This is a genomic window from Lactococcus sp. bn62 (assembly GCF_029492705.2).
Classification (GTDB): Bacteria; Bacillota; Bacilli; order Lactobacillales; family Streptococcaceae; genus Lactococcus; species Lactococcus petauri.
This window is the reverse complement of the sequence record NZ_CP120417.1, coordinates 1,158,034-1,181,909: the sequence shown is the minus strand read 5'-3', so window position 1 is coordinate 1,181,909 and position 23,876 is coordinate 1,158,034. Positions and strand designations below refer to the sequence as shown.

Genomic DNA, 23,876 nt, shown 5'->3' with positions numbered 1-23,876 from the left:
AAGGAGGTGAATTTATTTGAAGAAAATGAGCAAAAGTGATTGTGGTGACTTAAGTTTGGGCTACAAATATTATAAGAAAATAAGAAGAAAGGATAAAAGAAGGAAAAGCAAAGCATTACACCAATATTTTAAACTGGTTTTATATGCTCTCACCTTCTTTATACTTAGTCCATTGTCACCTGTTGTGAATTGGATGCCTTCTTTGGGGACTCTTTCTGCTGAGGCTTCCATTTCTCAACAAACGGATGGTACTGGTATAACTTGGAATCTTATCACAGCTGGTAATGATATCAATACGTTAGCTACCACAGCACTTCCCGGTTCTACACTTTATATAAAAGCAGCAAACGATTTGACCTTAGGCGTTACTGCAGTATTGCCTTTAAACTTAACTTTAGTTTTTGATATGGGCGGCCATGCTCTATACAATACAGGAGCTGCCGTTATTACACCTTCTGTAGGGAACACCATAACTTTTCAAAATGAACGTATCGTATCAACAGGGACGACTAATAGCACTACTGTGCCAAGTCCCTTAGGAGTAGGTACGGTAACAGGAGTATACAACTACTATTATGGTCTCTTTAGTGCAACAAATATCTCGGGAGTTAGTATAACTTATAAAAATGTTGTCCAAGATTTAGGGACTATAACAACTTGGGGAGCTGGTGGACAACCTTTTTATAATATTGGAAGTTCTGTTAATTTCTCTGGAACCAATTACTTTAACTATAATTCGGGGCAGGAATTCATGGAAGGTACAGAGATTAATGTCCTTGATGGAACTACAACAATTAAACACAGCTCCGGTGGAAATGCCCCATTGTGGGCTCAATCCGCTGCTTCAATAAATGTTGCGGCAGGAGCGACTTTAGATTTTACAGGAAGTTCAACTGGACGTGGTTTTATTTATCTTGATAATACACCCACTTTTACGATAAATAATAATGGCACTCTAAAGCTCAACATGGCTGGCGCAAGTAGTAATAATTTTTATAGCAATACCGGTATGTCATCGATTACGATGAATTATGGTGTTAATTCTAGTACAACGATAACTGCACCCGGATTCTTTGATTATAATGCTACTGGTGGCGCTTTTAAAACAACGATTGGACAGGGGGCGAGTTTTGACTATAGTACAGGGAATACTTCAAATGCTTTCTTAGGAACATTGGCTGCTACTGACAGTTTTACGCTAAATTCTGCGAAACATGTTCGGCTTAATACAAGTAAAACATCTGGAAGTAGCATCCTAGGAACGGACGCAAGTGCAATGCCATTTGTGCTAAATGCAAGTTCACCTTCAGCTTACGCCATTAACGGTTACAATAGTACCGGAGCTGCTAGTCTGCTGGCAAGTCCTACAAGTGGTGCATTTGGAGTAACTGGAACTTTTCATAGTAATTTAGCAGACTTAAACAAGCTTACTGGTCAAAAAATTCCTACAGCAGCAGAAATTACCAGCTATCAAAATTCCGCCCAGCTTGAATTTAACCTTGTATCTCCTGCACAAGCCAATTTTAGTTATGCATGGGCGGCGAATGTTCCTGGACAAAACGGGATAGCTGGTACTTTACTTGGGCAACTTCCGGCACGTGTATCAGAGCAAGGAACCGTTGGAGGAGCTCTAACAGCGCCAACATTATCTGCAGCACCCAAAGGCTATTATATCTCGGGTTATAAGGCACCCAACGGCACAATCTACAGCACACTGGCTGCAGCTTTAGCAGCGGTTAATAATGTATTTGGTACGACTTCAAACACAACGACACCTGATGTTTACATGCCTTCCACAAATGATTTTCAAGTCATTTTGAGTGCAGAGGAGCAAACATTTTATATTAATTATGGCTATGCGTTTACAAATTTTGGAAATGTACCACCTTTCCCACCCAATGCTTATAGCCAAAAAGGCTTGACTGGCGCACCACTCGCAATAAGTGGATTAGGAGCTGCCCCGACAGGATATCATTATTCTGCTGTGATGAATAACAAGGGGGCATCTTGGATTGATCAGACAAATCCGGAAACGGGAGCAGCTAATACACCTACACCTTATTATGTATCGATTAGTTTGGCGCTCACAGCAGCGATAACTCAGCAAAATGGGGGAATGTATTTTGGAATCTCATCTTTAAGTGCAGCACCAATAATTAATAATCAAAGGGCATTTGATAATAACGTAATGGCTATGCTTACAGCAAATGCGGAAATTGCAAACTATACTTATGGTTGGGCCAATATTACGCCAGGTTATAATGGAAATGCCGGACAGATTTATGGGAATCTTCCAAGTCAAACAACTTCTAATGGTGGCTTCGGTGACACCATTCCGCGAGACACATCGGGCATAAATTCTCCGGGAAACAATTACCAGACCTTTGTAGCTCCTCCAAATGATAAGGCTCTTAGTGGCTATTCTGTGGCTGTACGTGCACCAAATGGAATAACATACACATCGGATTCCAATGCTGTTGCGAGCTCTACAGTAATTAAAACAACTACGCCATTAACAACTGCGACTCAAGCCAATACTTTTAAAGAAGGAGCAGCAGCAAATAATTTCGTGATTACTTATACACCCATTGCAAATAAGATAAGTTGGCACTACACATACGATCCAAGTATATCTAATCCACCGGCTGCCCCAGCTGACATTGTCCAAACAGGTGTGTTAACAGGCACGCCACTTACAGATCCAAAAGCGACAGCGCCAAATGGATACTTTATTGAAGGTTATCAGTATCCTGGAGATGCCAAGATTTATCCTACAATTGCGGAGCTACAGACTGCCCATTTCTCTGGCACTAGTGACATAACGATTAATGTCCTTTTAGCTAAAAATTTTGTCTTACCTTATACAGGAGGCTCAGGACAGTTTGGGATAATCTTAGCATCAGCTACACTTGCCTTTCTTGCTTTAGCTTTTTACATCTTTAAAAGGAAAGATTAAAGTATTTCTTTTAACCACAGGATCTCGATCGTGTGGTTTTTTCTAATTTTTTGCAATAATTGAGGTATATAAGTGTATTTATGCTCAGATATTGGTATAATTAAGCATTATGACAAGAAAAAATATACTAAAAGCACAACGAATCGTAGTAAAAATTGGTACAAGCTCGTTGATTTTACCGAATGGGAAGATAAATTTATCAAATATAGATGAACTGGCTTTTGTGTTGTCCGATATAAATAATAAGGGGTATGAAGTTATCTTAGTAACTTCAGGAGCTATCGGAGCAGGGTTAAACGTCCTTGGGATGAATGAACGTCCAAAAGATATTGCACAGCAACAAGCCTTAGCAAGTATTGGTCAAGTAGAGTTGATGAGTCTTTACACGCAAATGTTTCGTCGTTATTCTCAAAAAGTGTCACAGCTTTTATTAACACGGGATGTTACCGATTTTCCACTGAGCTCAAATAATGCTGAAAATGCCTTGAAGGCGCTGCTCTCTCTGGGAATCATCCCTATTATCAATGAAAATGATGCTATAGCTGTCGATGAAATGGATCACCAAACAAAATTTGGCGACAATGACAAGCTGGGAGCGATTGTTTCAAAGCTTGTGGATGCTGATTTACTCATTATGCTTTCTGATATTGATGGACTTTATAATAAAAACCCCAATATTTATGATGATGCTAAAATATTTAAAGAAATCCATGACATTACGGATGAATTACGACAAATGGCGGGCGGAGCCGGGAGTCGTTTTGGTACAGGCGGGATGACCTCTAAGCTTGCCGCTGCAGAAATTTTATTTGAGAACAAGCAGGAGATGGTTCTGACCAATGGTGAACGCATCCGTGAAATAAAGGATATTATTGCTGGACAGGAAATCGGGACTTATTTTCACCAAAAAATTGAGAAAGAAGATGCAAGATGATTGAAGATTTAGGAGTAAAAGTCAAAGCGGCGAGCAAAGAAGCAGCAAAACTATCTGCTGCAACAAAAAACAACTTTCTGCTTTTCCTAGCAGATACTCTCATTCAAAACACAAGCCGGATTATTTTTGAGAATGAGAGGGACTTACTTAAAGCAAAAGAACATGGCATTTCGGATATTATGGTAGATCGTTTACGATTGACGCCAGAAAGAATCTCGGATATGGCACTTGGGTTACGTCAAGTGGCAGACTTACCTGATCCTATCGGCCAAGTTTTACAAGGCTTCACAAATCTTGATGGGCTAAAAATTGTCCAAAAACGTGTGCCACTCGGTACGGTTGGGATGATTTTTGAGAGCCGCCCAAATGTGACAATTGACGCCTTTTCACTTTGTTTTAAAACAGGGAATAGTGTTCTCTTACGCGGTGGTTCAGACGCCATACATTCTAATACAGTCTTAGTTGAAATTATTAAAGAAAGCTTACGTAAGCAAGGAATTAACTCCAGTATCGTAGAGCTTCTCACGGATACCAGTCATGCAGAAGCAGAAAAGATGATGCAGGCTGATCAATTTTTAGACGTACTTATTCCTCGAGGTTCTGCTCGATTGATTAACCGTGTAAAAGAAAAAGCAACAGTTCCTGTTATTGAAACGGGAGTTGGAAACTGTACCATTTATGTTGATGAAACTGCTGATTTAGACATGGCTACAAAAATAGTCGTCAATGCTAAAACACAGCGACCAAGTGTTTGTAATGCCGCTGAAAGTCTCGTGGTACATGCACAAATCGCTGCTGAATTTTTACCTAAATTGCAGAAAGCTTTGAAAAAAGCACATGAGGTTGAGTTTAGAGCAGATGAACGTGCCTTGAAAATTCTCCAAGCTTGTGCTGGAAGCTTAGCAATTACCGTTCAAGAAGAAGATTTTGGTACAGAGTACTTAGACTATATTATGTCAGTTAAAACGGTTGACAATTTAGATGAAGCAATTGAACATATTAATCAATATTCGAGTCGTCATTCAGAAAGTATCGTAACTAAAGATTACTTTAACGCTCAAAAATTTCAAGAGGAGATTGATGCAGCGGCAGTCTATGTAAACGCATCGACACGATTTACAGATGGATTTGTCTTCGGACTTGGTGCTGAAATTGGGATATCCACTCAAAAACTCCATGCACGCGGGCCAATGGGACTAGAAGCTTTGACTTCAAGTAAATATCTAATTGACGGAAATGGTCAAATCCGCTAATATTTTTAACTAAAGAACGGTCTTCTAGGACCGTTCTTTTATTACAAAAAAGTAAGGAATCAGTTAAGCAAAAAAAGATAAAATAGAAAGAAAAATGAGTATAAGAATTTGATATTTCTTAGCTCGAGAGATTGAAGCTTGCTTAAATATAAGGAGTACATATGAAAAAAAGAGCGCAGAAGAGAAAGAAAGGAATCGATATGTTAGGTGTGACATTTTTTGTTTTTATTGCTGCGGTAATTGGAGTTTTATGTGTTGCTTTATATTATCAACAGACCAAGGCAAGCCCTGGCGAGCCAAGTACGCGCGTGATTAAAAAAACAGAAGAGCAACTAAAGTCAGAGCTTACCATTTACCCAACACTGTATGTTACTGGCTCAAGTGGCAGTCCTAAAAACAACATCAGTCATTTAGTTCAAGCAGTAACCAATAAAAATAATGCCGCAAAACCAGGCCTCACTGTAATTGCAGAAACAGGAAACAAATATAAATTAAGAATTACTGGAAAAATTGATGCTAGTAATAAATATCCAGCTATTGCTGTTGGGACAGATCATGGAACAAATAATCACGAAATCTATCAGTATGCGATAAAAGCTACAATAGAATATCTAGCGGCACACTATAATGTCCCTTGGTATAATATTTTAGGCTATTCTTCGGGAGCAGGTGGAGCTATGCGGTTTTTGATCAATTACTCGCAAGATAAAAATTTACCTCCCGCTAAAAAGTTTGTTGCCTTAGATGGTGAATTTAATCGCAAAGAAAAATTAAGAGCCAACGAGACCATGGAAAGCTTGTATCAAAATGGTCCCGAAAACAAAAGCGCTGATTATAACTATTTTGAGAAAAATTATTCAAAAATGGATAAGGGCATCCATGTCTATCTCATGGCTTTAGATACGCCTGTCGGCTCTGACTTTGATGGCGTTCTCCCGTGGTCGGATCTCTTTTCTGTTTATAACCTCTTTGAAAAAAATGACAATATAACGGAAAAATTCACCTATACAAATAGCCCAGGAGAACGCTATTCTCACGGTTCGATTTGTAAAATGCCTGCAGCACAAGACTATATCGAGAAGGTTTTCTACCATTCAACTTAACTTACCAAAATGTAAGTTTACAGACAATTTAATTATAGTACAATCATATATTATGAATAGAAAATATAAAAAATTATTCATCTTTTTGAGAAAGACACTGTTTTACTTCGTAGTTATTTTAATTCTACTTTATCTTTATTCTTATAGTAAAACAGGAGGCGCACACTTTATCTACAACGAATTTTAGAAAGGAGATGTCATGAACATTTTTCACGAAATTTTATCCGGAGCAACAAAATATCCGGAGCGTTTAGCGATAGTCGAACACGACCAAGATTATACTTATTGTCAATTGCTTGATGCAGCATCACAGGTAGCTCAAAAAATATCTGCAATGCCCATCTCCCAACGTCCAATTATTGTATTTGGTAAAAACGGATTTTTATCATTAGCTACACTACTCGGTGTTTCACTTACAGGGAGGGCCTATATTCCTGTAGATGCCCATACACCTTTTGAGAGAACGCAGCTGATTAAACAAGCCGCAAACCCCTCTTTAGTCATACATACAGTGGAACTTGAAGAGAAGTTTTCCCAACTTTTTACATCAAGAATATCTTATACTGAATACCAAGAAAATATCGATTTCGATTTTTCACAGATTGACAGTCGTCAAGCTGTGAGCGGAGAGGATATTAACTACATTATCTATACTTCGGGCACAACGGGACTTCCAAAAGGTGTCGCAGTAACACATAATAACTTACTTAGCTTCACTAAATGGATGAATAAGGATTTTTCTATAATCGAAAATAATCACTTTCTGTCTCAAGCACTATATAGCTTTGATCTATCAATTTTCAGTTTATATCCTAGCTTGACAACAGGTGGGACCTTGATTTCACTTAGTCAAGAGGAGACAACGAATTTCAAAAAACTTTTTGAACGACTTAATTCAAGTACAATCAATACCTGGGTTTCTACTCCATCCTTTATCGAAATATGCCTGCTTGATCCATCATTTGTCGAAGAAAATCATCCAGATTTACAGCAATTCATTTTTTGTGGCGAGGAATTAACGCACAAAACAGCATCGAAGCTGCTCGACAAGTTCCCACATGCAAAAGTTTGGAACACTTATGGACCAACCGAAGCTACAGGTGCTATTACAAGTATTCAAGTTGATAAAACAATCCTTCAGGACTATAAGCGCTTGCCTATTGGCACTGCAAAGCCAGGAGTTGAAATTCAAATCATTGATGATGAAATTATTATTATTGGGGATTCTGTAGCACAGGGATATTTTGAAAATTCGGAGAAGACAGCAGAAGTCTTCTTTGATTATGAAGGCAAGAAGGCGTATCATACAGGAGATTCAGGCTATTTTGATGAAAATTCGGTCCTTAACTATAATGGTCGTATCGACTTTCAAATAAAATTCAATGGTTTTAGGATTGAGTTGCAGGATATTGAAGCTCATTTATATGAAATTGCTGAGATTGAAAAAGCATTAGTGGTGCCTCAAGAAAATGCTGCACATAAAGTAACAGGATTAATAGCGGTCATCCATTCTTCTTTAAGTTTTGAAACTAAGGCTGAAGAACGCGCATTTAATAAAAAAATTAATGCACAACTTTCAAATACAATTATGGATTATATGATGCCAACTAAATTCATTTATCTTGATGATTTCCCGCTTACTCCCAATGGAAAAATTGACCGAAAGGCCTTAACCAAACAAGTCCTTGGAGGTAAGAACTAGTGGAACCATATGCAACACCTTTTTATTTCGTGATTTTAGGGTTAGCACTGCTTCCACTTGTCATGGCACACGCCTACGGAAAAAAATGGATGGGCTATCAAGTCATCTTGACCATTGCTTTTCTCTGGATCAGTTTCGGCGGTAAAGTCAGTCTTTGGTCCCTTCTGGGTTTTGGGATTTTTGAAACAACTTTAATCAAGCTTTACGAGCACTATCGAAAACTCCAAAACAAAACTTGCGTGTTCGTTTTAGCAGTGATTGCATCGTTACTACCTTTAATAATCGTTAAGGTGACACCCTTATTGGACCCGATGCACCCACAATCTATCCTTGGTTTTTTAGGAATATCTTATGTGACCTTTAAAACTGTAAGTGTAATTCTTGAGTTACGCGATGGCCTGATTAAAGAAGTTCCCTTAAAGGAATATCTCTATTTTCTATATTTCTTTCCCACCATTTCGTCAGGGCCAATTGATCGTTTCCGACGTTTCCAAAAAGAGCTCGAAGCGCCACTGACAGATAAGTATTCAGAGTATTTAGGAAAAGGAATTTTCTATATTTTCCAAGGTTTCCTATATAATTTCATCATTTCTTATCTGATCTCACATTATTTTCTGCATGATTTAGCGATAAAAGCAACATTGCATCCCAATTTGTGGAATATGATGGGGAGCATGTACGCTTACGGTTTTTATCTCTTTTTCAACTTTGCAGGTTATTCTCTTTTTGCGATGGGCGTTTCTTTGATTATGGGATATAAAATTCCTATTAACTTCAATAAACCCTTTCTCGCAAAAAATATTAACGACTTTTGGCAACGCTGGCATATCTCTTTATCATTCTGGTTCAGAGACTTTGTCTTTATGCGTTTAGTAAAGTGGATTATGGTTAAAAAATGGTCCAAAAATATGGTAACCATCTCAAACGTGGGTTACTTAGTAAACATGTTCATTATGGGATGCTGGCATGGTTTAACGTGGTACTATATCTTATATGGTGTTTATCATGCCTGCCTGATGATCATTTATGATGCCTGGAAGCGAATGAAGAAGAAGCACAAATGGAATATTCCTGATAATATGTGGACACGTGGAGCTGCAATATTTATCACTTTTAATGCCGTTATGGTCAGTTTCCTTATCTTTTCAGGAATCCCTAATTATGCTATAATGCATGCAATCAATGGACTTGGTAGTCCTTTACCTAATTTTTAGACAATAATAGAAGAAAGAAGAATAAATATGAAAAATGAAGTATTAAATATCATTGAAGAAGTTGCTGGCACAGATGAGTTTCGTGAAGATTTAGATATGGATCTTTTTGAAGAAGGCATTCTTGACTCTATGAGAGCCATTATGCTTATTGTCGAGCTTGAAAATGCCTTTAGTTTAAGTTTACCACCTTCTGAAATGGATCGTGACGACTGGAATACAGCAAATAAAATTGCCGATCGTATCAAGGAAAAGATGGATGAAGAAAGATAAGGTACTTCAAGAACTCGCACCTTTGGTTGCGGCCCTTACTTTGCTAGCGATACTCATCTTTTCTCCTCTCACTGTTTTCCCTAAGTTTAATAAGCATGAACTTGATGAGTTTGCGACTGATCCTAAGAATCGGACAGGCTTTGTAAGCTATGCGATTAAATCACAAGCATTCTCTAATCCGCATTATCTGCCAATTTTAGGTTCTTCTGAGCTGGAACATATTGATCCTTTTCATCCAAGTAGTTTCTTTATGAAAAATAATAAAAGTTTTACGCCTTTTCTAGCAGGTCAACCCGGAACCCAATCCTTAACACACTTTTTCTATCTGAATTCTGTTGAAAAGCAATTGCATAACCGTAAGATTGTTTTTATCATCAGTCCACAATGGTTTACACGTAAAGGTATTGGTACACCTGAGTTAAGTCAATTTGTTTCTAAAGGTGAAATATATGCGTGGTTACAATCTGCCTCACCAAAAGATGTCGCGACACAAAAACTCGCTCAACGCCTCTTGAATTTCAAAGATTTTCCTGAGAATATTGTTGTTACTCATGCACTAAAAGCTCTAGCAAATGGTAAAAAAATCGACAGTATAAATCAGATTTCAATTAAACTTGCAAATCAGTTCTGGACGAAACAAGATTCTCTTTTTACGGGCTTATCAAAGCTCAGCGGTAGGCAAGAAAATTCATACGAAAAGATAGAGCGAATCAGTAAACAATTACCAAACACAAAAGATTTTGAAAAACTGGATCAAGCAGCATACGAACGAGGAGCTGCAAATTCAGCAAATAATGAATTTCAAATTGTTGACCATGTGTGGTCAAGAAATCTTCAAAAGGTCTTTAAAGAACGTAAAGGTGTGATGAAGGAAGTGAGTTACCTGAGAAGTCCGGAATATCTTGATTTTCAACAGCTTTTAAATCAATTTGCAAAAAATAATAATGATGTGCAGTTCGTTATTCCACCTGTAAATGGAGCATGGTACCAGTATACAGGGCTCTCTTATGACATGTTACAGGAGTTTAGCGCAAAAATTAAATATCAACTTAACAGCCAAGGTTTCCATCACATTTATGACATGACAAATAAATTCAACGAAAAGTACTATATTGGAGACACTATCCACTTGAATAATCGTGGTTGGGTGGCTTTAGATAAAAAAATCGAAGAATTTATGAAACATCCGACTAAAACAGAATATAAGATCGACAATGCTCAATTTTTTAGCACAGAATGGGCCAATGGAGATAAGGAAGTTTCTCTTAATAGATAAAAAATAAATTAAAAAACGACAATATTCAATTGTCGTTTTTTGTTTGTCCGATTTCTTGGACATGTTCTCATTATTTATGACAGAAAATGCTTAATTTACTCTATTTTATTTTATGGAGTTAAAAATCGTCTACTCAATCTAATATTAAAAACATTTGGACTTATCCCTCTATCTTTGTATTATTAAATTAGGAGAAAGAGAAAAAATTTAAAGTAATTATCATTTTACTTTAATGTTTAATCTTTTTTAAACTAAAGAAAAAGGAGGGAAACGAAATGTTGCAAACAAAGTGACATCTATTTTTGATTTTTTCTAAAAAAGTTCATTAATTCAAAATAAAAAGGAGTAGAAACATGAAAACTTTAAGACAAGTATTGAAAGGGCTTGTGTTGGCGATAGTACTTTCGGTATTAATTATCTCCGGGATGCGATTAAAAAATACCTTGAGTCGAGTGAGTGCGGATAGAGTTGATAAGAAAACAGATCAAAAAGTGGCACCCATACGAGATAAGAATAACAACACAGCTCAAATTTTAGAAAAAGAGGCATGGTGGACAGATCAAGAAGCTTATGAAGCTAACTTACTTTTAAAAGTGAACGGTTCAAGTCTCTCTGGGCCGATGGATGTCGTTTTTGTTTTAGACCGCTCAGGTAGTATGGACATGACTTATACCGATAATGCTAATGCGACAGGTTATGAAGGATATCCTTTATTCTCCAGCTCTTGCTTAAACCAGGAACATTTCTACCTTGAACCACTTCATGAAGGACAGGAACCCGAAGCAAACGCAGATAAATCAAAAGTTTATGAGAATAGTGATAACACCCTCACAGTTTATAACGCGGATGTTGATAAATGGGAAGTGATTGGGACTACACCGGTTCATCTTTTTGAGCAATTTACTCAAAGTACAGCCAAGTATATTCCTTACCATTTCAAGAAGGAAGGTGAAAAATTTGTACGTATCAGTCATTGGGATGCTACAGCTAAAGTAGCTGGGAAAGCACTGCCTGGTGTTTGGGTACATGGCGATGAAGATGAAGGTTGCTATGATCGATGGATGCTATCAAAAGAAGCTATTTCGGAAGTGACCGATAAGTTACTCCAAGAACATCCTGAAAATAGAGTGGCTCTGGCACCATTTTCAATTCGAGATTCATCAATGGTTACCCATTTAAATTATAATTCACAACGAATGAAAAATTTTAGAGATAATCTTGTTTTAAAAAATAATGAACATGGCTACTTTGGCCCAAGTACGGGAACAACCATTGAAGTAGACGGCTCAATCGGTGGCAACTATAATTCTACTGTCGGTTGGAAGGATAATATTGCTGAAAATAGAGCAGCCATTGATGATATGCTTCCTCGTCTGTTTACAACACCCCAAACAGACTATCAATACGGATTGAGTATGGCATATAATTTGCTTCAATCACGCAGTGATGAAGCTAAGGCAACAAAAGGTGCGATGGACGTTTTCTTATCAGATGGTGTTCCACAAAGTACTGCAACAATGCGAGCTGGCTGGTCAGGTGGCGGTCCCATTGTATCTTTTGGGCAAACAGATGGTAGAATTCTAGCAATGTCCGCAGCTATTACAAGTGATGAACCTGTAGAAGTAGAAGGCGCACCAACAGGGACATATCAACGTCACGATATTGACCCCAATTATCTGAAACTCATTGAGGGAACAACCTATGAAGTTGCTGGAATGGGCGCAGAAATGCTGACAGTAGATTATATGGCTAACAGTGCCATCTTAAAAACAATGGCAAACGACCCACAAAATTATTTTGAGGTTCCAGCTGATAATGTTGGTGCAGGAAAAACGTACTTGACTGATTTGCTGCTTAATTCTACGCTCTTCCCAGGTGGGCGTGATTCTGTTCTTAGAGATAAAGTGAGTCAATATTATTATGTCCCAGAAAACGCCACTCTGCCTCAAGGTGTCACGATTGAAGGAAACTATGAGGACAAAGGTGAAGAACAGACGATTGTCTGGGAGTTAGGCGATCTTTATGATTATAGTCCTGATGGCTACCCATCTGTAAATATTCCGCTGGTATTAAAAGAAGAATATCGTCAGGTTTCACAGGATACTTACTACCCAACAAATGCAGATACAAGCGATAAAGCCAAGGATATTTTGGATCCTGAACGCTGAAAAACTATTGAGCGGACGTTCTCTTTTAGCGGGAGAGTTTACTTTCGAGTTGCTAGACAGTGCAGGAAAAGTTATTCAAACCGTACACAATGATGCTTCAGGCAAAATAGAATTTTCACCAATCACTTACACAAGTACGGGAGATTATGATTATACAGTGAGAGAGAGGGGGGGTTTGGATAAGACCATTGACTATGATGCTGCCAATTATAAAGTTACTGTTAGCATCAAGGAAGAAGCAGGGATCCTTGTTGCTACAGCTACAGGAGATGCAGCGATACAGTTTAAAAACAGTTATCAACCACTTGGTACAGAAATTCATTTGCAAGCAACCAAAGAACTTGTCGGAAAGAAACTGACAGATCAGGAGTTCACGTTTGAATTAGTCAATGCTTCAAATCAAGTTATTCAAACGGCCAAAAATGATGCTTTAGGACAGATTCGATTTGATAAGCTAGCTTATACAAAAACAGGAAGCTACGATTACACGATTCGTGAAAAGGCTGGAGTAGATCCTCAAATTACCTACGATACTAAATCCTATAAGATTCATGTTGAAGTAGTAGACCAAAGAGGAATTGACGATGAAGATACAGGCGCAAAGCTCTATTATACAGACCCTCATAATCAAAAACGTTATGATACTATTGGCACACCAAAGCTTGCTGTTAAGCCGGATACAGTAAAAAGTACTCGTTACCAAATCCAAAAGGAAAATTTGTTGCATCTATAAGTTACAAACAAAAACCACAGTTTAAAAATATCTATCTTGAAGAAAAAAAATCATCTTCTAAAGATGATGGAAACAAGAACTTGGTTGAAAAGGTGGAACCACAGAAAAAAGTCTTACCAAAAGCAGGAGAGTTTAACAAGACAGCTGCTATTGTCACTGGGCTTGGTTTAATTTTAATGGTATTGGCAATCTTCTGGGCAAGAAAATTTAGAAAGAATAGAAAATAGAAATGTGTAAAAAGACTAGTATTAACTAGTCTTTTTTATATTTATTATGATAAAGATTATTCTACAGTTTCTACAATCTCACTCAAACTTTGACGCTTTTTATTAGGAATTTCCGTTGCTCGATAACCAAAACCTGCCATATATGCGACACCAAATTCTTCTAAATCAATTAGTCCTTTTTCAGATAAATAATTTTCAACAGCATCGATATTAAAACCTTCGATAGGACAACTATCAATGCCTAGAAAAGAAGCAGTAGTCATCATATTTGCTAATGGGATATATGTTTGTTTTACCGCCCAATCATATTTTGCCTTGTCATCAGATAGTTTAAAATCTTCTGCCTGAAATTTTTTGAAAAATTGGCTTTGGGGTGAGTTTTCAGAATAAGGGAGCTCTAAAACATCTTCAACAATATGTTTGACATGGCTACTGTCATAAGAAACCCCTTTTTTAGCTAGAGCGATAATAAATTTATCTGCTCCATCTAGGCTATTTACTGCTCCCCAAGCCCGGCTTTTCAGGTCTTCCCGTATTTCTTTGTTCTCGATGACGAGAAATTTCCAAGGTTCATAGCCAAATGAACTTGGAGATAGACGCGCAGCCTCAAGGATTGTTGCCCAATCTTGAGCAGCAATTTTTTTACTTCTATCGAATTTTTTTGTTGCAAAACGATTAGTGTGTGCCTTTAATATCATATTTCTTAATTGTTCTTGATTCATTTTTGTCTCCTTTTTGAGAACGATTGTTCTCATAAAACTAAAAATATTAATACTCCGAATCACTCAGAATATTTTTATATTTTATAGAATTGATAGTGTTGTTTTAATAATATTTTCAAGCTCTGTCCGGCTCGTCTCGGAGCGTACAAGTACCCGAATGCCAATTAAAGCATTGTTTAAATAGCTTGCTAAAATACGTGTATCAATATCAGCAGCTAATTCACCTTTTTCCTTCGCTTGATTTAGCAAAAGCACAAAAAAACTTTTTGTCTTTTCGAAAAAATGTTGAACTTGATCAGCAATATCACCATCACGTAAGGCGAGCTCAATTGCCGAATTTACAAAAAGACAACCTTTACGACATTCTTCTTTTGGAAATGCTGAGTCCTTAAAAATTGCTTCAAACTTTTCTCGAATACTAATACTTTTAGCAGTAATCAAAACATAATTTTGACTCATATCTTGATCATACTTATTTAAGATTTTGAGATAAAGTTGGCGTTTATCACCGTAAGTATCATAAATACTTCTTCGATGGATACCTAGATGATCAACTAAATCTTGAACAGAAGTATGTTCATAACCTTTTTCCAAGAAAATATCTGTTGCTCTATCTAAAATCACATCGTAGTCAAACTCTTTGGCTCTAGGCAAAATATTCTCCTTTCTATAAATAGTAGAACGTTCATTCTAATAATAACAGAAAGATATATCTGATGCAAGTTTGTTGAATTTTTGCATAAAAGATAAAAATTTTAAGACTAAAAATAAAAGTCAAAATGGTATATTTTTCAATAAAATAATACAGAGAATATTATTTTATTATGTTTTAAATAGTTTGCATGATAAACTAGTAATAAGTACTCTTAAAAAAGATAAGTATTTTAATAAAAACTAAAAGAATTATGGGGGAATTATAATGAACTGGTTTCAATTATCAAAAGTAGATATATTAAAGAAGCTCCAAGTAGAAGAGGATGTTGGATTAGCAGAAGAGGAGCGCAAAAAAAGATTATCAGAAAATGGTTTTAACTTATTATCTGGAGAAAAAACTGAGGGAAAATTAAAAAAGTTTTTCAAACACTTCAATGATTTATTGATTTATGTATTGCTCGTAGCTGCACTACTTAAAGGAGTTAGTCAAGACTATATCGATATGTTTATCATTTTAATCGTTGTGGTTATAAATGCATTGATTGGTTATATCCAAGAGTCAAAAGCAAGCAACTCCTTAGACGGCCTGACGAGTTTAATGGGAACAGAGGCGACAATCGTCATTAGCGGTGAGAAAAAAGTTGTTTCGACCGATTCTTTAGTAAAAGGTGACATTGTTTTACTGAACTCAGGAGATATTATTCCTGCTGACGTAAGAATTTTAGAAGCGTATAATTTAGTTGTAGATGAAGCAATGCTAACAGGGGAATCAACCCCTGTACAGAAAAATGCTGATTCCATATCAACGGAAGTAGACTTAGCAGACCGTGTCAATATGGGCTATTCAGGTTCTTTAGTGAACAGCGGAAGTGGTAAAGCGGTTGTTGTTGAAACAGGTGACAACACAGAGATAGGGAAAATTAGTGTCCACCTGAAAGAGGTTGGTGTGACAGAAACGCCTTTAATTAAAAAGATGAAATATTTGAATAAACAAATATTTTTTATACTTTTAATACTCAACGTTTCATTAGTTGTTTTCAGTTTCTTTCACCGGGATTTCACGTTTGAAGAAGCAACTTCCTGGATTATTTCACTGGCAGTGTCCTCAGTACCTGAAGGATTGCCAGCAGTCCTTTCAATTATTTTATCTCTGGGTGTCACGCGCATGTCTGCAAAGAAAGCCATCATTAAAAAGATGCCAGCAGTTGAGACATTGGGAAGTATGGAAATTATCTGTTCCGATAAAACTGGTACCCTGACTAAAAATGAAATGTCAGTTTTGACAGTCCTGACTAAGAAAAAGATATTTGAAAAAAATCAAACGGAACAATGGAAAGATGACCTTAATATCTTTAATGAAGATTACCAACTCAAGAAGCTGGTTGAAACTGCTATTTATTGTAATGATACAAAAATCGATTATCATAATGGGCAAAGGACTGTGATTGGTAATCCGACCGAAGCAGCCTTACTAGAGTGGGCTTCTCACATGGAAACTACTCAAGATGAAAAGGTGCTGTATAAAATTCCGTTTGATTCCTCATACAAATATATGGCGACTCTAGTTGATGTAGATAATCAACGCTTTATTTACTTAAAAGGAGCACCAGATGTTTTACTTGGAATGGTAGATTATCAATTTGGCGATAACACAACAGAAAAAATTGACCCCAAACTATGGGATAAAATGATATCGAATCAAGCCAAAAAAGGTCAGCGTATACTCGCTACGGCTATGAAAGAAGTTTCTTCGAATCAAAAAACAATTACACATGAAGATTTGAAAGAGAATATGGTTCTTGTTGGAATGTATGGTATCATTGACCCACCAAAACCATCTGCAATAGAAGCAATTAAAAAGAGCCACCGTGCTGGTATTTCCGTTAAGATGATTACCGGAGATCATAAAGATACAGCTGTTGCAATAGCGAAAGAAATTGGTCTAAAAAATACGGACAGAGCCATTACTGGTAAAGACATCGAAACGATGACAGACCAAGAGCTATCCGAAGTTGTACTTAAAAATGATGTTTTTGCGAGAACTACGCCAGAACATAAATTGCGATTAGTAAGTGCTATAAAAGCGCATGGCAAAATTGTTGGTATGACAGGAGATGGTGTGAATGATGCTCCAGCTCTTAAAAAAGCAGACATTGGTATCGCAATGGGGCAAAAAGGAACACAAGTTACAAAAGATGCTGCAGATATGGTTTTGGCAGATGATAATTTTGCTACCATTTCAGATGCAGTACGCGAAGGAAGACGTGTCTATGATAACTTAAAAAACACAATTTACTTTTCTTTACCAACAGCATTTGCTCAAGGTTTGTTAGTTGTGGTATCCATATTAATTGATCGTCCATTACCATTGACGTCAATCCAAATTCTGTGGTTAAATATGGTCACAACAATTACACTTTCTTTTGCATTAGGTTTCGAAAAAGAAGCCCCTGATGTCATGGACAAACCTCCTCGCGATCCAAATGAAAATATTTTAAGTCGTTATGCTATCTTTAGAATGTTCTATGTTTCTATACTCTTAGCTGCTTTGGGCTTTTTAGTCAATAATATTGTTATATCTATGGGTGCAGCAACACCTGTAGCCCAAACTACTCTTTTAATGACCCTCGTTTTCGGACAAGTGTTTTACATGATAAATTGTCGAAGTATATCCAAGTTCTCTATCGACCAAAACATGTTTAAAAATCGTGTGTTGTGGTTATCATTGTTTATTTTATTGGTGCTACAACTTGCTATTGTCTATATCCCAACAATTAGTAACGCTTTAGGTACGACAAACATCGGGATTCATAATCTTCTTTATGCATCCTTAGCTGGATTAACAGTTTTCGTCGTAGTAGAGCTAGAAAAATTTATTTCACATCGTCTCTTTAGAAATTTAGCATAGAAAAAATTTATCACTTTCGATGAATATCAAAATAAAAAAGCTAGTGAATAACTCAATTCATTAGCTTTTTTTAGACTAATCTCGCTTCATGTATAACAGTGGATAGGATTTCCTTGCTCATCGAACTCCGTTCTCTTATAGACTTCAAAGCCCATATATTCATAAAACCCTCTTGCGCGTGGATTTTGTTCATTCACAGCAAGATCATTAATGGAGTATTTAGTGATTCCATATTCGAGGAGTTTCTTGCCAAAGCCTCTACCTCTTTCACCAGAGGCAATAAAAAGCATCTCTAGATGATGATCGACAATACCCATAAAACCAACTGGCGTATCTTTATCGTTTTTTAAGAGAATTAAACGAGGGATTTCCTTTAGTGCTTGAGGCACATACTTTTTAATATCACTTATTTCATTATCTGAAAGGAAGAGGTGTGTTTCTTTTACAGAACTTTCCCAAATCACCAATAACTTTTCTACTAAATCTTCAGTTCTATCTTTTAAATCAATATCTATAACTTTCAATTTAACTATGCTCCTTAATACTTTACTAAGCTAATCCTAACACATGAAGTTCCTTATTTCAATTTATGGCATGACTAGAGTCTTTCTTTAGAAGATGTTTTTTGTGTTCAATTATATTATATATATTTATACTAATTTTTATATTATGGTATAATATTCAATAAGATTAAAAAATAGGAGTTCTTGAAATTATGGAAAAAACCTTTATCCCAAAAGACTACAAATCAATACTGGATGTTTATGATACTCAAACAGCTATTGGATTTATTAAACGTTGTTTTGAAGAAGCGCTAACAGGAAGTTTAAAACTAAAAAGAGTATCAGCCCCACTTTTTGTTGATGATCATTCGGGTTTAAATGATAACTTAAGTGGAAACGAACGGCCTGTAAAATTTGATGTACCAGTTTTAAATTATAATGGAGAAATCGTACATTCCTTAGCTAAATGGAAAAGAGCCGCTTTAAAACAATATGATTTTCATGTTGGCAACGGGCTTTACGCAGATATGAATGCCATTAGACGTGACGAAGAGTTAGATAATCTTCATTCAATTTATGTAGACCAATGGGACTGGGAGCGAGTGATTTCAAGAGAACAACGAAGCCTTGATTACCTAAAAGAAACCGTTCAAAATTTAGTGAATGCTATCGCAGAAACATCAAGTCGTTTACATACCAAATATCCAAAAGTAGAAACAGTCATAAATACAAATGTTTCCTTTATTACAAGTCAAGAATTAATAGATCTTTATCCCAAATTAACAGCAAAAGAAAGAGAAAATGTTTACGTTAAAGAACATCCGACTACCTTTATCTTACAAATTGGTGATATCTTAAGCCACGGTGAACCACATGATCAGCGGGCACCAGACTATGATGATTGGTCTTTAAATGGTGACTTACTTTTCTGGCATGAACCTTTAGGATGCGCAATGGAATTATCGAGTATGGGCATTCGTGTAGATGATAAAGCTTTACTTACACAATTGGAAAAGGCCAATGCCAACGATCGTTTAGCATATCCTTTTCATCAGCAAATACTCAATAATGAATTACCATTAACCATTGGTGGAGGTATTGGACAAAGCCGTATGTGTATGTTATTACTGAGCAAAGTACATATCGGTGAAGTACAAGTTTCTTTATGGGATGAAGAAACACTTAATGCTTGTAAAGATAAGGTCTTTTTACTATAAAAAAAACACCAAGTGGTGTTTTTTTAGTTTGTAAACAAAAATACTCATTTTTTAAAAAAACAACAAATATAAAGCGAAAAACACCAAAAAAATATCGAAAAACAACAAAAAGATATTGACAAGCATTTTCTAATAATATATAATACAAAAATAAATACGCGAGGAGAGTAAGTTAATTATATTTTCCACAATAGAGAAGTATTTACATATAAAGCTCCCCCGCCAAAGGTATATACCTAAATAACAGATATAAATATAAAGGAAAAATAATATGCATATATTAGAATTAAGAAACATAAAGAAATCTTATTTTCTTGGTAAAGAGGAATTCCCTGTTCTAAGAGGAATTAATCTAGATTTTGATAAGGGTGAATTTATTAGTTTACTTGGTGAGTCCGGAGGTGGTAAATCCACTTTGATGAATATAATTGGAGGGCTAGATAGAAACTATGATGGAGATGTTATTGTTGACGGTATCCCTCAAAAAAGAAAAAAAGAAAAAGATATGGATAGCTATCGCCGGGATACGATAGGATTCATCTTCCAATCTTTTAATCTGATTAGCTATTTAAATGTTCTAGACAATATCCTCATTAGTCTCAAGATGACGACCCTTTCTGAAAAAGAAAGACATGCTCGAGCTGTTGAATTGACAAAACAAGTTGGGTTATATGACCACCGCAAGAAGACCCCTTCTCAACTTTCGGGAGGTCAAAAGCAACGGGTAGCAATTGCTCGTGCATTAGCATCGGATCCTGAAATCATCCTTGCAGATGAACCAACTGGCGCTCTCGATTCACAAAATACTAAAGAAGTATTAGCTTTATTAAGTAAAATTGCAAAATTAGGAAAGACTGTTATTGTTGTGACTCACTCACAAGAAGTTGCTGATTTTGGTACGCGTATTATTCGTTTGGCCGATGGGAAAATTATTGGCGATGAACGTCTGAAAGATTCTTATCCTATTGAAAAGAAAAGTCATATACAGTCGAAAGTCCTTTCCAGAAGCGAAATATTTAAAACAGCATTTAAACATTTCACACACACATGGAAATTAAATTTACTTATTGCGATAGGGACAGCCATTGGTTTATTCTCCGTCATCTTTTTCCTGGGATTAGGCAATGGTGTCAGAAACTATATGAATCATATGATGACGTCAAGTATCAATCCAAATGTTGTAACAGTATTTAAACGTACAACGAAAGATGATAAATTAAGCAATGATGATGCACTAAATGAGGCACAACAAAACATTGGAACCTCTAAAGGAAACATGGATTCTACTTATATTGATATATTGATAAGTTGAAAAACAATGATAATGTCAAAAAAGTAGAACCAACCTACTCTATTCCAAGCAAGGGTTCTCTTCAATATAGAGACAAGAGTAAAACGGGCCCTCTCTCACTTTTGAGCTGGACAGAATCCAATGCAAATGATAAATATAGTGTGGGGAGGAAGCCAGATGAGGGAGAAATTGCACTCTATGGAACGGAAGCTAAGCTTCTCTCTCCAGACTATAAAGCCCTTGTAGGACAAACAATTCACTTAAATTTTGAAGCAAAATCAAAAGAAGGAGCCACACAATCTGTTTCGGCTGATTTAAAAGTATCCGGAGTTTTACAAGATGCATCTACAAGTGATTCAAATAGTGTAACTGTATCAAGTTCAACGCGGAGCGCACAAAAGAGATAGGTGTTATTCGAGCATTAGGTGGTCGAAGAAAAGATATTTCTCGACTATTTACGGCAGAAAGCTTTATCCTAGGACTTTTATCTGCAACTCTTGCAATTGTTATTGCTTACTTAGGTGAGTTTATAATTAATTCAGCTTTATCTAACTTATTGGATAGAGCACGAATTGTTGAAATCAGTACAGGAAATATAATCTTTGCGGTGATAATTGCAGTTTTGATAGCATTGCTTGCAAGTCTTGTACCAAGTAGTCGTGCAGCACGGCTTAACACGATTGAAGCATTATCTGCAGACTAAAAACCCTAAATTATATTATGAACTACTTAATAATATAAAAATTTTTTGAATAAAATGAGTGGAGCTCAAAGTTATGTTTAATAATTTAAAATTAGAGAAACAAAGCAAAGATATAAATGCTGATCTTAGAAATATTCTTAGAGATAAATATTTAGAAAAATATAAAATTGAACAAGACATAAAACTTCTTAAAGCAAATATAAGCGCATGGGAAAATATGTAAAAATCGGCAATTGAAAAATATAATATGTAATTAATTAACCCAATTGCAAAAAAAAAAAAAAAACGAAGAATAGGAAGACAAAGTAAAATGAAAAAGACACTCATTGCTGGGCTTATACTTGTAACAGTTTCAATAGGTGTACAAGCCTCAGCAGACTCAATCAATGGGTATCAAGTAACCCTCACAGACTCAAATACTGCGATTGGAAAAAACGGTCTGATATGGCATAATGATGGAGGCACTTGGTATGCTGATGATGGCAGTGAGAACGGCTTCATTGCCCCAGACAAGCCTGAAATACCAGCAATTAAAACACCGAAAATCCCAGAAAGTACGGCAAAACCAATAGTACCGCATAAAGTACTCCCTGAGCAAAAGATACCAACTAAACTTCTGACTGTTGATACGACAGACAACATACCTGGAGAGGTGGTAAACGTACCTCAACATATAGAACAGTTGACACCCCCAAATCCAAACGTAGGGGCCCACCTTGATGCACCTCAACATATAGAAAAAGCACCGAAGCCTATTAAGCAAAATATACCAGAACCTATAGCGGTAAAAAATTTGACAGAGAAGCCAAAAATTAACAAAAACAGTTCATCAACTGTCCGAATCATAGAACCGAAAAAACTGGATAACTCAGTAACTCATTATAGTATTCCTTCAGACACCGAGCAAGAAATCAAAAAAGCTAAAAATGATACACATGTAGCTACACTGACACCCAAAACCCAAGCTGTATTGACAACACTAGGCACAGGTATGAAAAGCTCACCTACTAGAACGTATCAAGCAAAGGGCACACCACTACCTGCAACAGGTGAGGATGATACGATGACATATGTAGTTTTGGGTATGAGTTCGATTGTAGGCGCTGCAGTACTTGCACTATATTTACAACGTAATAGTTAAGGTTACTCATACCTGAAATTCTCTCAAAAATAATAAAAGATAATTTATAATCCCCATAGAGGTTAGTAATCTCTATGGAGATTATCTTTACTTAATAACGGGAATTTATATAACTTTCTTTTATAACTTAACATCTAATTTTAACATATACTTTCTCTGATGTTCCGATGTATAGTATCGTTCCAAATTTTATTATCTTAAGCAGAATCTAATCTAAAATATTTCTTTCCTTTGGTGCTTGCATACTCTTCGCCTTTGCAAAAATATCTTACCCACTCATTTAGCATCAATATCAGTCACAAAGTTATGTAAGTAAAAGAAGAAGCACATCATTCCCCACCTATCCTTCTCTCCAACAATATAGCAGTAGCAATAATATTATTTGTTTTTTCTCTAGAATAGCTTTTATCTTATTCGGTAATGTTTCATTGTTTTTTTCCAACTTTATCCGTCCAATGCATTCTTTACATAAGAATTAGAGTTAAAATTAGCACAAAAGAATTACAACGCAAGTTTTTCGGAAAGATGTCTGATACAAGATTCTATTATCATATGTTTATCAGCAATAACCCCAGGAAGAATAAATAAAATGAAGACAATCCAAGCTTTACACGTCAATGGATCAAATAAAAACTCCACATTACGGAGTTTTTTCTATGAGATTTAATTGGTTTAAAGAATGTTTTCTTTCAATTTAGTGTTATTCTTATAAACCTTTTGTTATACTGAGCCAGATAAAAAATTACTTTAAAAGGCTCAACAGTCAAGTTCAAACCTATTTATAGAAGTTATGATATAATTATACTCGAAAAATAAATAAATAGAAAGAATTTATTAAACCTACTGAGTATATAGTTTAGAGAGATCTTGGGATATCCTATGACATCTTTCCGAAAAACTA

At 36.1% G+C, this 23,876-nt stretch carries 18 protein-coding genes and 2 pseudogenes; 17 read left to right on the top strand and 3 right to left on the bottom strand.

The features are described from left to right. The first annotated feature begins 25 nt into the window (after window positions 1-25). The 12 genes from P3G65_RS06155 (at window position 26) to P3G65_RS06100 (ending at window position 13,836) form a co-directional block, all read left to right on the top strand. Window positions 26-2,956, top strand: coding sequence for an LPXTG cell wall anchor domain-containing protein (locus P3G65_RS06155; RefSeq protein WP_284071365.1), 2,931 nt, complete (start codon window positions 26-28; stop codon window positions 2,954-2,956). A gap of 109 nt (window positions 2,957-3,065) precedes the next feature. After that, window positions 3,066-3,890, top strand: coding sequence for a glutamate 5-kinase (gene proB / locus P3G65_RS06150; RefSeq protein ID WP_019292282.1), 825 nt, complete (start codon window positions 3,066-3,068; stop codon window positions 3,888-3,890). Beyond that, entirely contained in the window at window positions 3,887-5,143 is a 1,257-nt protein-coding gene (locus tag P3G65_RS06145) for a glutamate-5-semialdehyde dehydrogenase (protein ID WP_019292281.1), read from the top strand. The genes proB and P3G65_RS06145 overlap by 4 nt, the downstream gene beginning before the upstream one ends. A 161-nt stretch (window positions 5,144-5,304) precedes the next feature. Then, complete coding sequence (locus P3G65_RS06140; RefSeq protein WP_019292280.1) at window positions 5,305-6,246, top strand: alpha/beta hydrolase; 942 nt, start codon at window positions 5,305-5,307, stop codon at window positions 6,244-6,246. Between the two features lie 52 nt (window positions 6,247-6,298). Beyond that, on the top strand, window positions 6,299-6,433 hold the full coding sequence (locus P3G65_RS06135; RefSeq protein ID WP_080569913.1) for a teichoic acid D-Ala incorporation-associated protein DltX: 135 nt from the start codon (window positions 6,299-6,301) through the stop codon (window positions 6,431-6,433). Window positions 6,434-6,445: 12 nt separating this feature from the next. Next, window positions 6,446-7,948, top strand: coding sequence for a D-alanine--poly(phosphoribitol) ligase subunit DltA (dltA, locus tag P3G65_RS06130; protein WP_284071123.1), 1,503 nt, complete (start codon window positions 6,446-6,448; stop codon window positions 7,946-7,948). Continuing rightward, window positions 7,948-9,162 (top strand): D-alanyl-lipoteichoic acid biosynthesis protein DltB, encoded by a 1,215-nt coding sequence (gene dltB / locus P3G65_RS06125; RefSeq protein WP_019292278.1) that lies wholly within the window; start codon window positions 7,948-7,950, stop codon window positions 9,160-9,162. Before dltA ends, dltB begins: the two co-directional genes overlap by 1 nt. Window positions 9,163-9,189: 27 nt before the next feature. Beyond that, a complete protein-coding gene (gene dltC, locus P3G65_RS06120; protein WP_004257293.1) occupies window positions 9,190-9,432 on the top strand; it encodes a D-alanine--poly(phosphoribitol) ligase subunit DltC in 243 nt (80 codons plus the stop codon). After that, window positions 9,419-10,708, top strand: a complete 1,290-nt coding sequence (gene dltD / locus P3G65_RS06115; protein ID WP_019292277.1) for a D-alanyl-lipoteichoic acid biosynthesis protein DltD — start codon at window positions 9,419-9,421, stop codon at window positions 10,706-10,708. The genes dltC and dltD overlap by 14 nt, the downstream gene beginning before the upstream one ends. A 353-nt stretch (window positions 10,709-11,061) precedes the next feature. Continuing rightward, entirely contained in the window at window positions 11,062-12,876 is a 1,815-nt protein-coding gene (locus P3G65_RS06110) for a hypothetical protein (protein WP_019292276.1), read from the top strand. 7 nt (window positions 12,877-12,883) lie between these two features. After that, the gene (locus tag P3G65_RS06105) at window positions 12,884-13,609 is read left to right on the top strand and encodes a Spy0128 family protein (RefSeq protein ID WP_019292275.1); all 726 of its coding nucleotides are present in this window, start codon (window positions 12,884-12,886) and stop codon (window positions 13,607-13,609) included. 92 nt (window positions 13,610-13,701) lie between these two features. Next, window positions 13,702-13,836 carry an LPXTG cell wall anchor domain-containing protein gene (locus tag P3G65_RS06100; protein WP_232621197.1) on the top strand — a complete coding sequence of 45 codons (135 nt, stop codon included), beginning with the start codon at window positions 13,702-13,704 and terminating at the stop codon, window positions 13,834-13,836. Window positions 13,837-13,892: 56 nt separating this feature from the next. Here P3G65_RS06100 and P3G65_RS06095 read toward each other — a convergent pair whose 3' ends face one another. Further along, window positions 13,893-14,558, bottom strand: a complete 666-nt coding sequence (locus P3G65_RS06095) for an NAD(P)H-dependent oxidoreductase (RefSeq protein WP_019292273.1) — start codon at window positions 14,556-14,558, stop codon at window positions 13,893-13,895. Between the two features lie 81 nt (window positions 14,559-14,639). Continuing rightward, entirely contained in the window at window positions 14,640-15,212 is a 573-nt protein-coding gene (locus tag P3G65_RS06090; protein WP_019292272.1) for a TetR/AcrR family transcriptional regulator, read from the bottom strand. Window positions 15,213-15,477: 265 nt separating this feature from the next. Between P3G65_RS06090 and P3G65_RS06085 the strand changes: the two genes are divergently transcribed. Beyond that, window positions 15,478-18,120, top strand: coding sequence for an HAD-IC family P-type ATPase (locus P3G65_RS06085; RefSeq protein WP_284071122.1), 2,643 nt, complete (start codon window positions 15,478-15,480; stop codon window positions 18,118-18,120). A 75-nt stretch (window positions 18,121-18,195) separates the two neighbouring features. Here P3G65_RS06085 and P3G65_RS06080 read toward each other — a convergent pair. Then, a pseudogene (locus P3G65_RS06080) lies at window positions 18,196-18,644 on the bottom strand (GNAT family N-acetyltransferase). Window positions 18,645-18,835: 191 nt separating this feature from the next. Between P3G65_RS06080 and asnA the strand changes: the two are divergent. The 4 genes and pseudogenes from asnA (at window position 18,836) to P3G65_RS06060 (ending at window position 22,975) form a co-directional block, all read left to right on the top strand. Continuing rightward, window positions 18,836-19,840 (top strand): aspartate--ammonia ligase, encoded by a 1,005-nt coding sequence (gene asnA, locus P3G65_RS06075; protein ID WP_019292270.1) that lies wholly within the window; start codon window positions 18,836-18,838, stop codon window positions 19,838-19,840. Window positions 19,841-20,111: 271 nt separating this feature from the next. Further along, window positions 20,112-21,834 (top strand): annotated as a pseudogene (locus P3G65_RS06070) (ATP-binding cassette domain-containing protein). 73 nt (window positions 21,835-21,907) lie between these two features. Continuing rightward, entirely contained in the window at window positions 21,908-22,057 is a 150-nt protein-coding gene (locus P3G65_RS06065) for a hypothetical protein (RefSeq protein WP_019292269.1), read from the top strand. An 87-nt stretch (window positions 22,058-22,144) separates the two neighbouring features. Continuing rightward, a complete protein-coding gene (locus P3G65_RS06060; protein WP_019292268.1) occupies window positions 22,145-22,975 on the top strand; it encodes an LPXTG cell wall anchor domain-containing protein in 831 nt (276 codons plus the stop codon). Window positions 22,976-23,876 lie beyond the last annotated feature (901 nt).

Coding starts and splice junctions, on each gene's coding strand:
- P3G65_RS06135 (WP_080569913.1), top strand. CDS start 6,299: ATGAATAGAAAATATAAAAAATTATTCATCTTTTTGAGAAAGACACTG.
- P3G65_RS06085 (WP_284071122.1), top strand. CDS start 15,478: ATGAACTGGTTTCAATTATCAAAAGTAGATATATTAAAGAAGCTCCAA.
- P3G65_RS06145 (WP_019292281.1), top strand. CDS start 3,887: ATGATTGAAGATTTAGGAGTAAAAGTCAAAGCGGCGAGCAAAGAAGCA.
- proB (WP_019292282.1), top strand. CDS start 3,066: ATGACAAGAAAAAATATACTAAAAGCACAACGAATCGTAGTAAAAATT.
- P3G65_RS06155 (WP_284071365.1), top strand. CDS start 26: ATGAGCAAAAGTGATTGTGGTGACTTAAGTTTGGGCTACAAATATTAT.
- P3G65_RS06140 (WP_019292280.1), top strand. CDS start 5,305: ATGAAAAAAAGAGCGCAGAAGAGAAAGAAAGGAATCGATATGTTAGGT.
- asnA (WP_019292270.1), top strand. CDS start 18,836: ATGGAAAAAACCTTTATCCCAAAAGACTACAAATCAATACTGGATGTT.
- P3G65_RS06095 (WP_019292273.1), bottom strand. CDS start 14,558: ATGAATCAAGAACAATTAAGAAATATGATATTAAAGGCACACACTAAT.
- P3G65_RS06065 (WP_019292269.1), top strand. CDS start 21,908: ATGTTTAATAATTTAAAATTAGAGAAACAAAGCAAAGATATAAATGCT.
- P3G65_RS06060 (WP_019292268.1), top strand. CDS start 22,145: ATGAAAAAGACACTCATTGCTGGGCTTATACTTGTAACAGTTTCAATA.
- dltC (WP_004257293.1), top strand. CDS start 9,190: ATGAAAAATGAAGTATTAAATATCATTGAAGAAGTTGCTGGCACAGAT.
- P3G65_RS06110 (WP_019292276.1), top strand. CDS start 11,062: ATGAAAACTTTAAGACAAGTATTGAAAGGGCTTGTGTTGGCGATAGTA.
- dltA (WP_284071123.1), top strand. CDS start 6,446: ATGAACATTTTTCACGAAATTTTATCCGGAGCAACAAAATATCCGGAG.
- dltD (WP_019292277.1), top strand. CDS start 9,419: ATGAAGAAAGATAAGGTACTTCAAGAACTCGCACCTTTGGTTGCGGCC.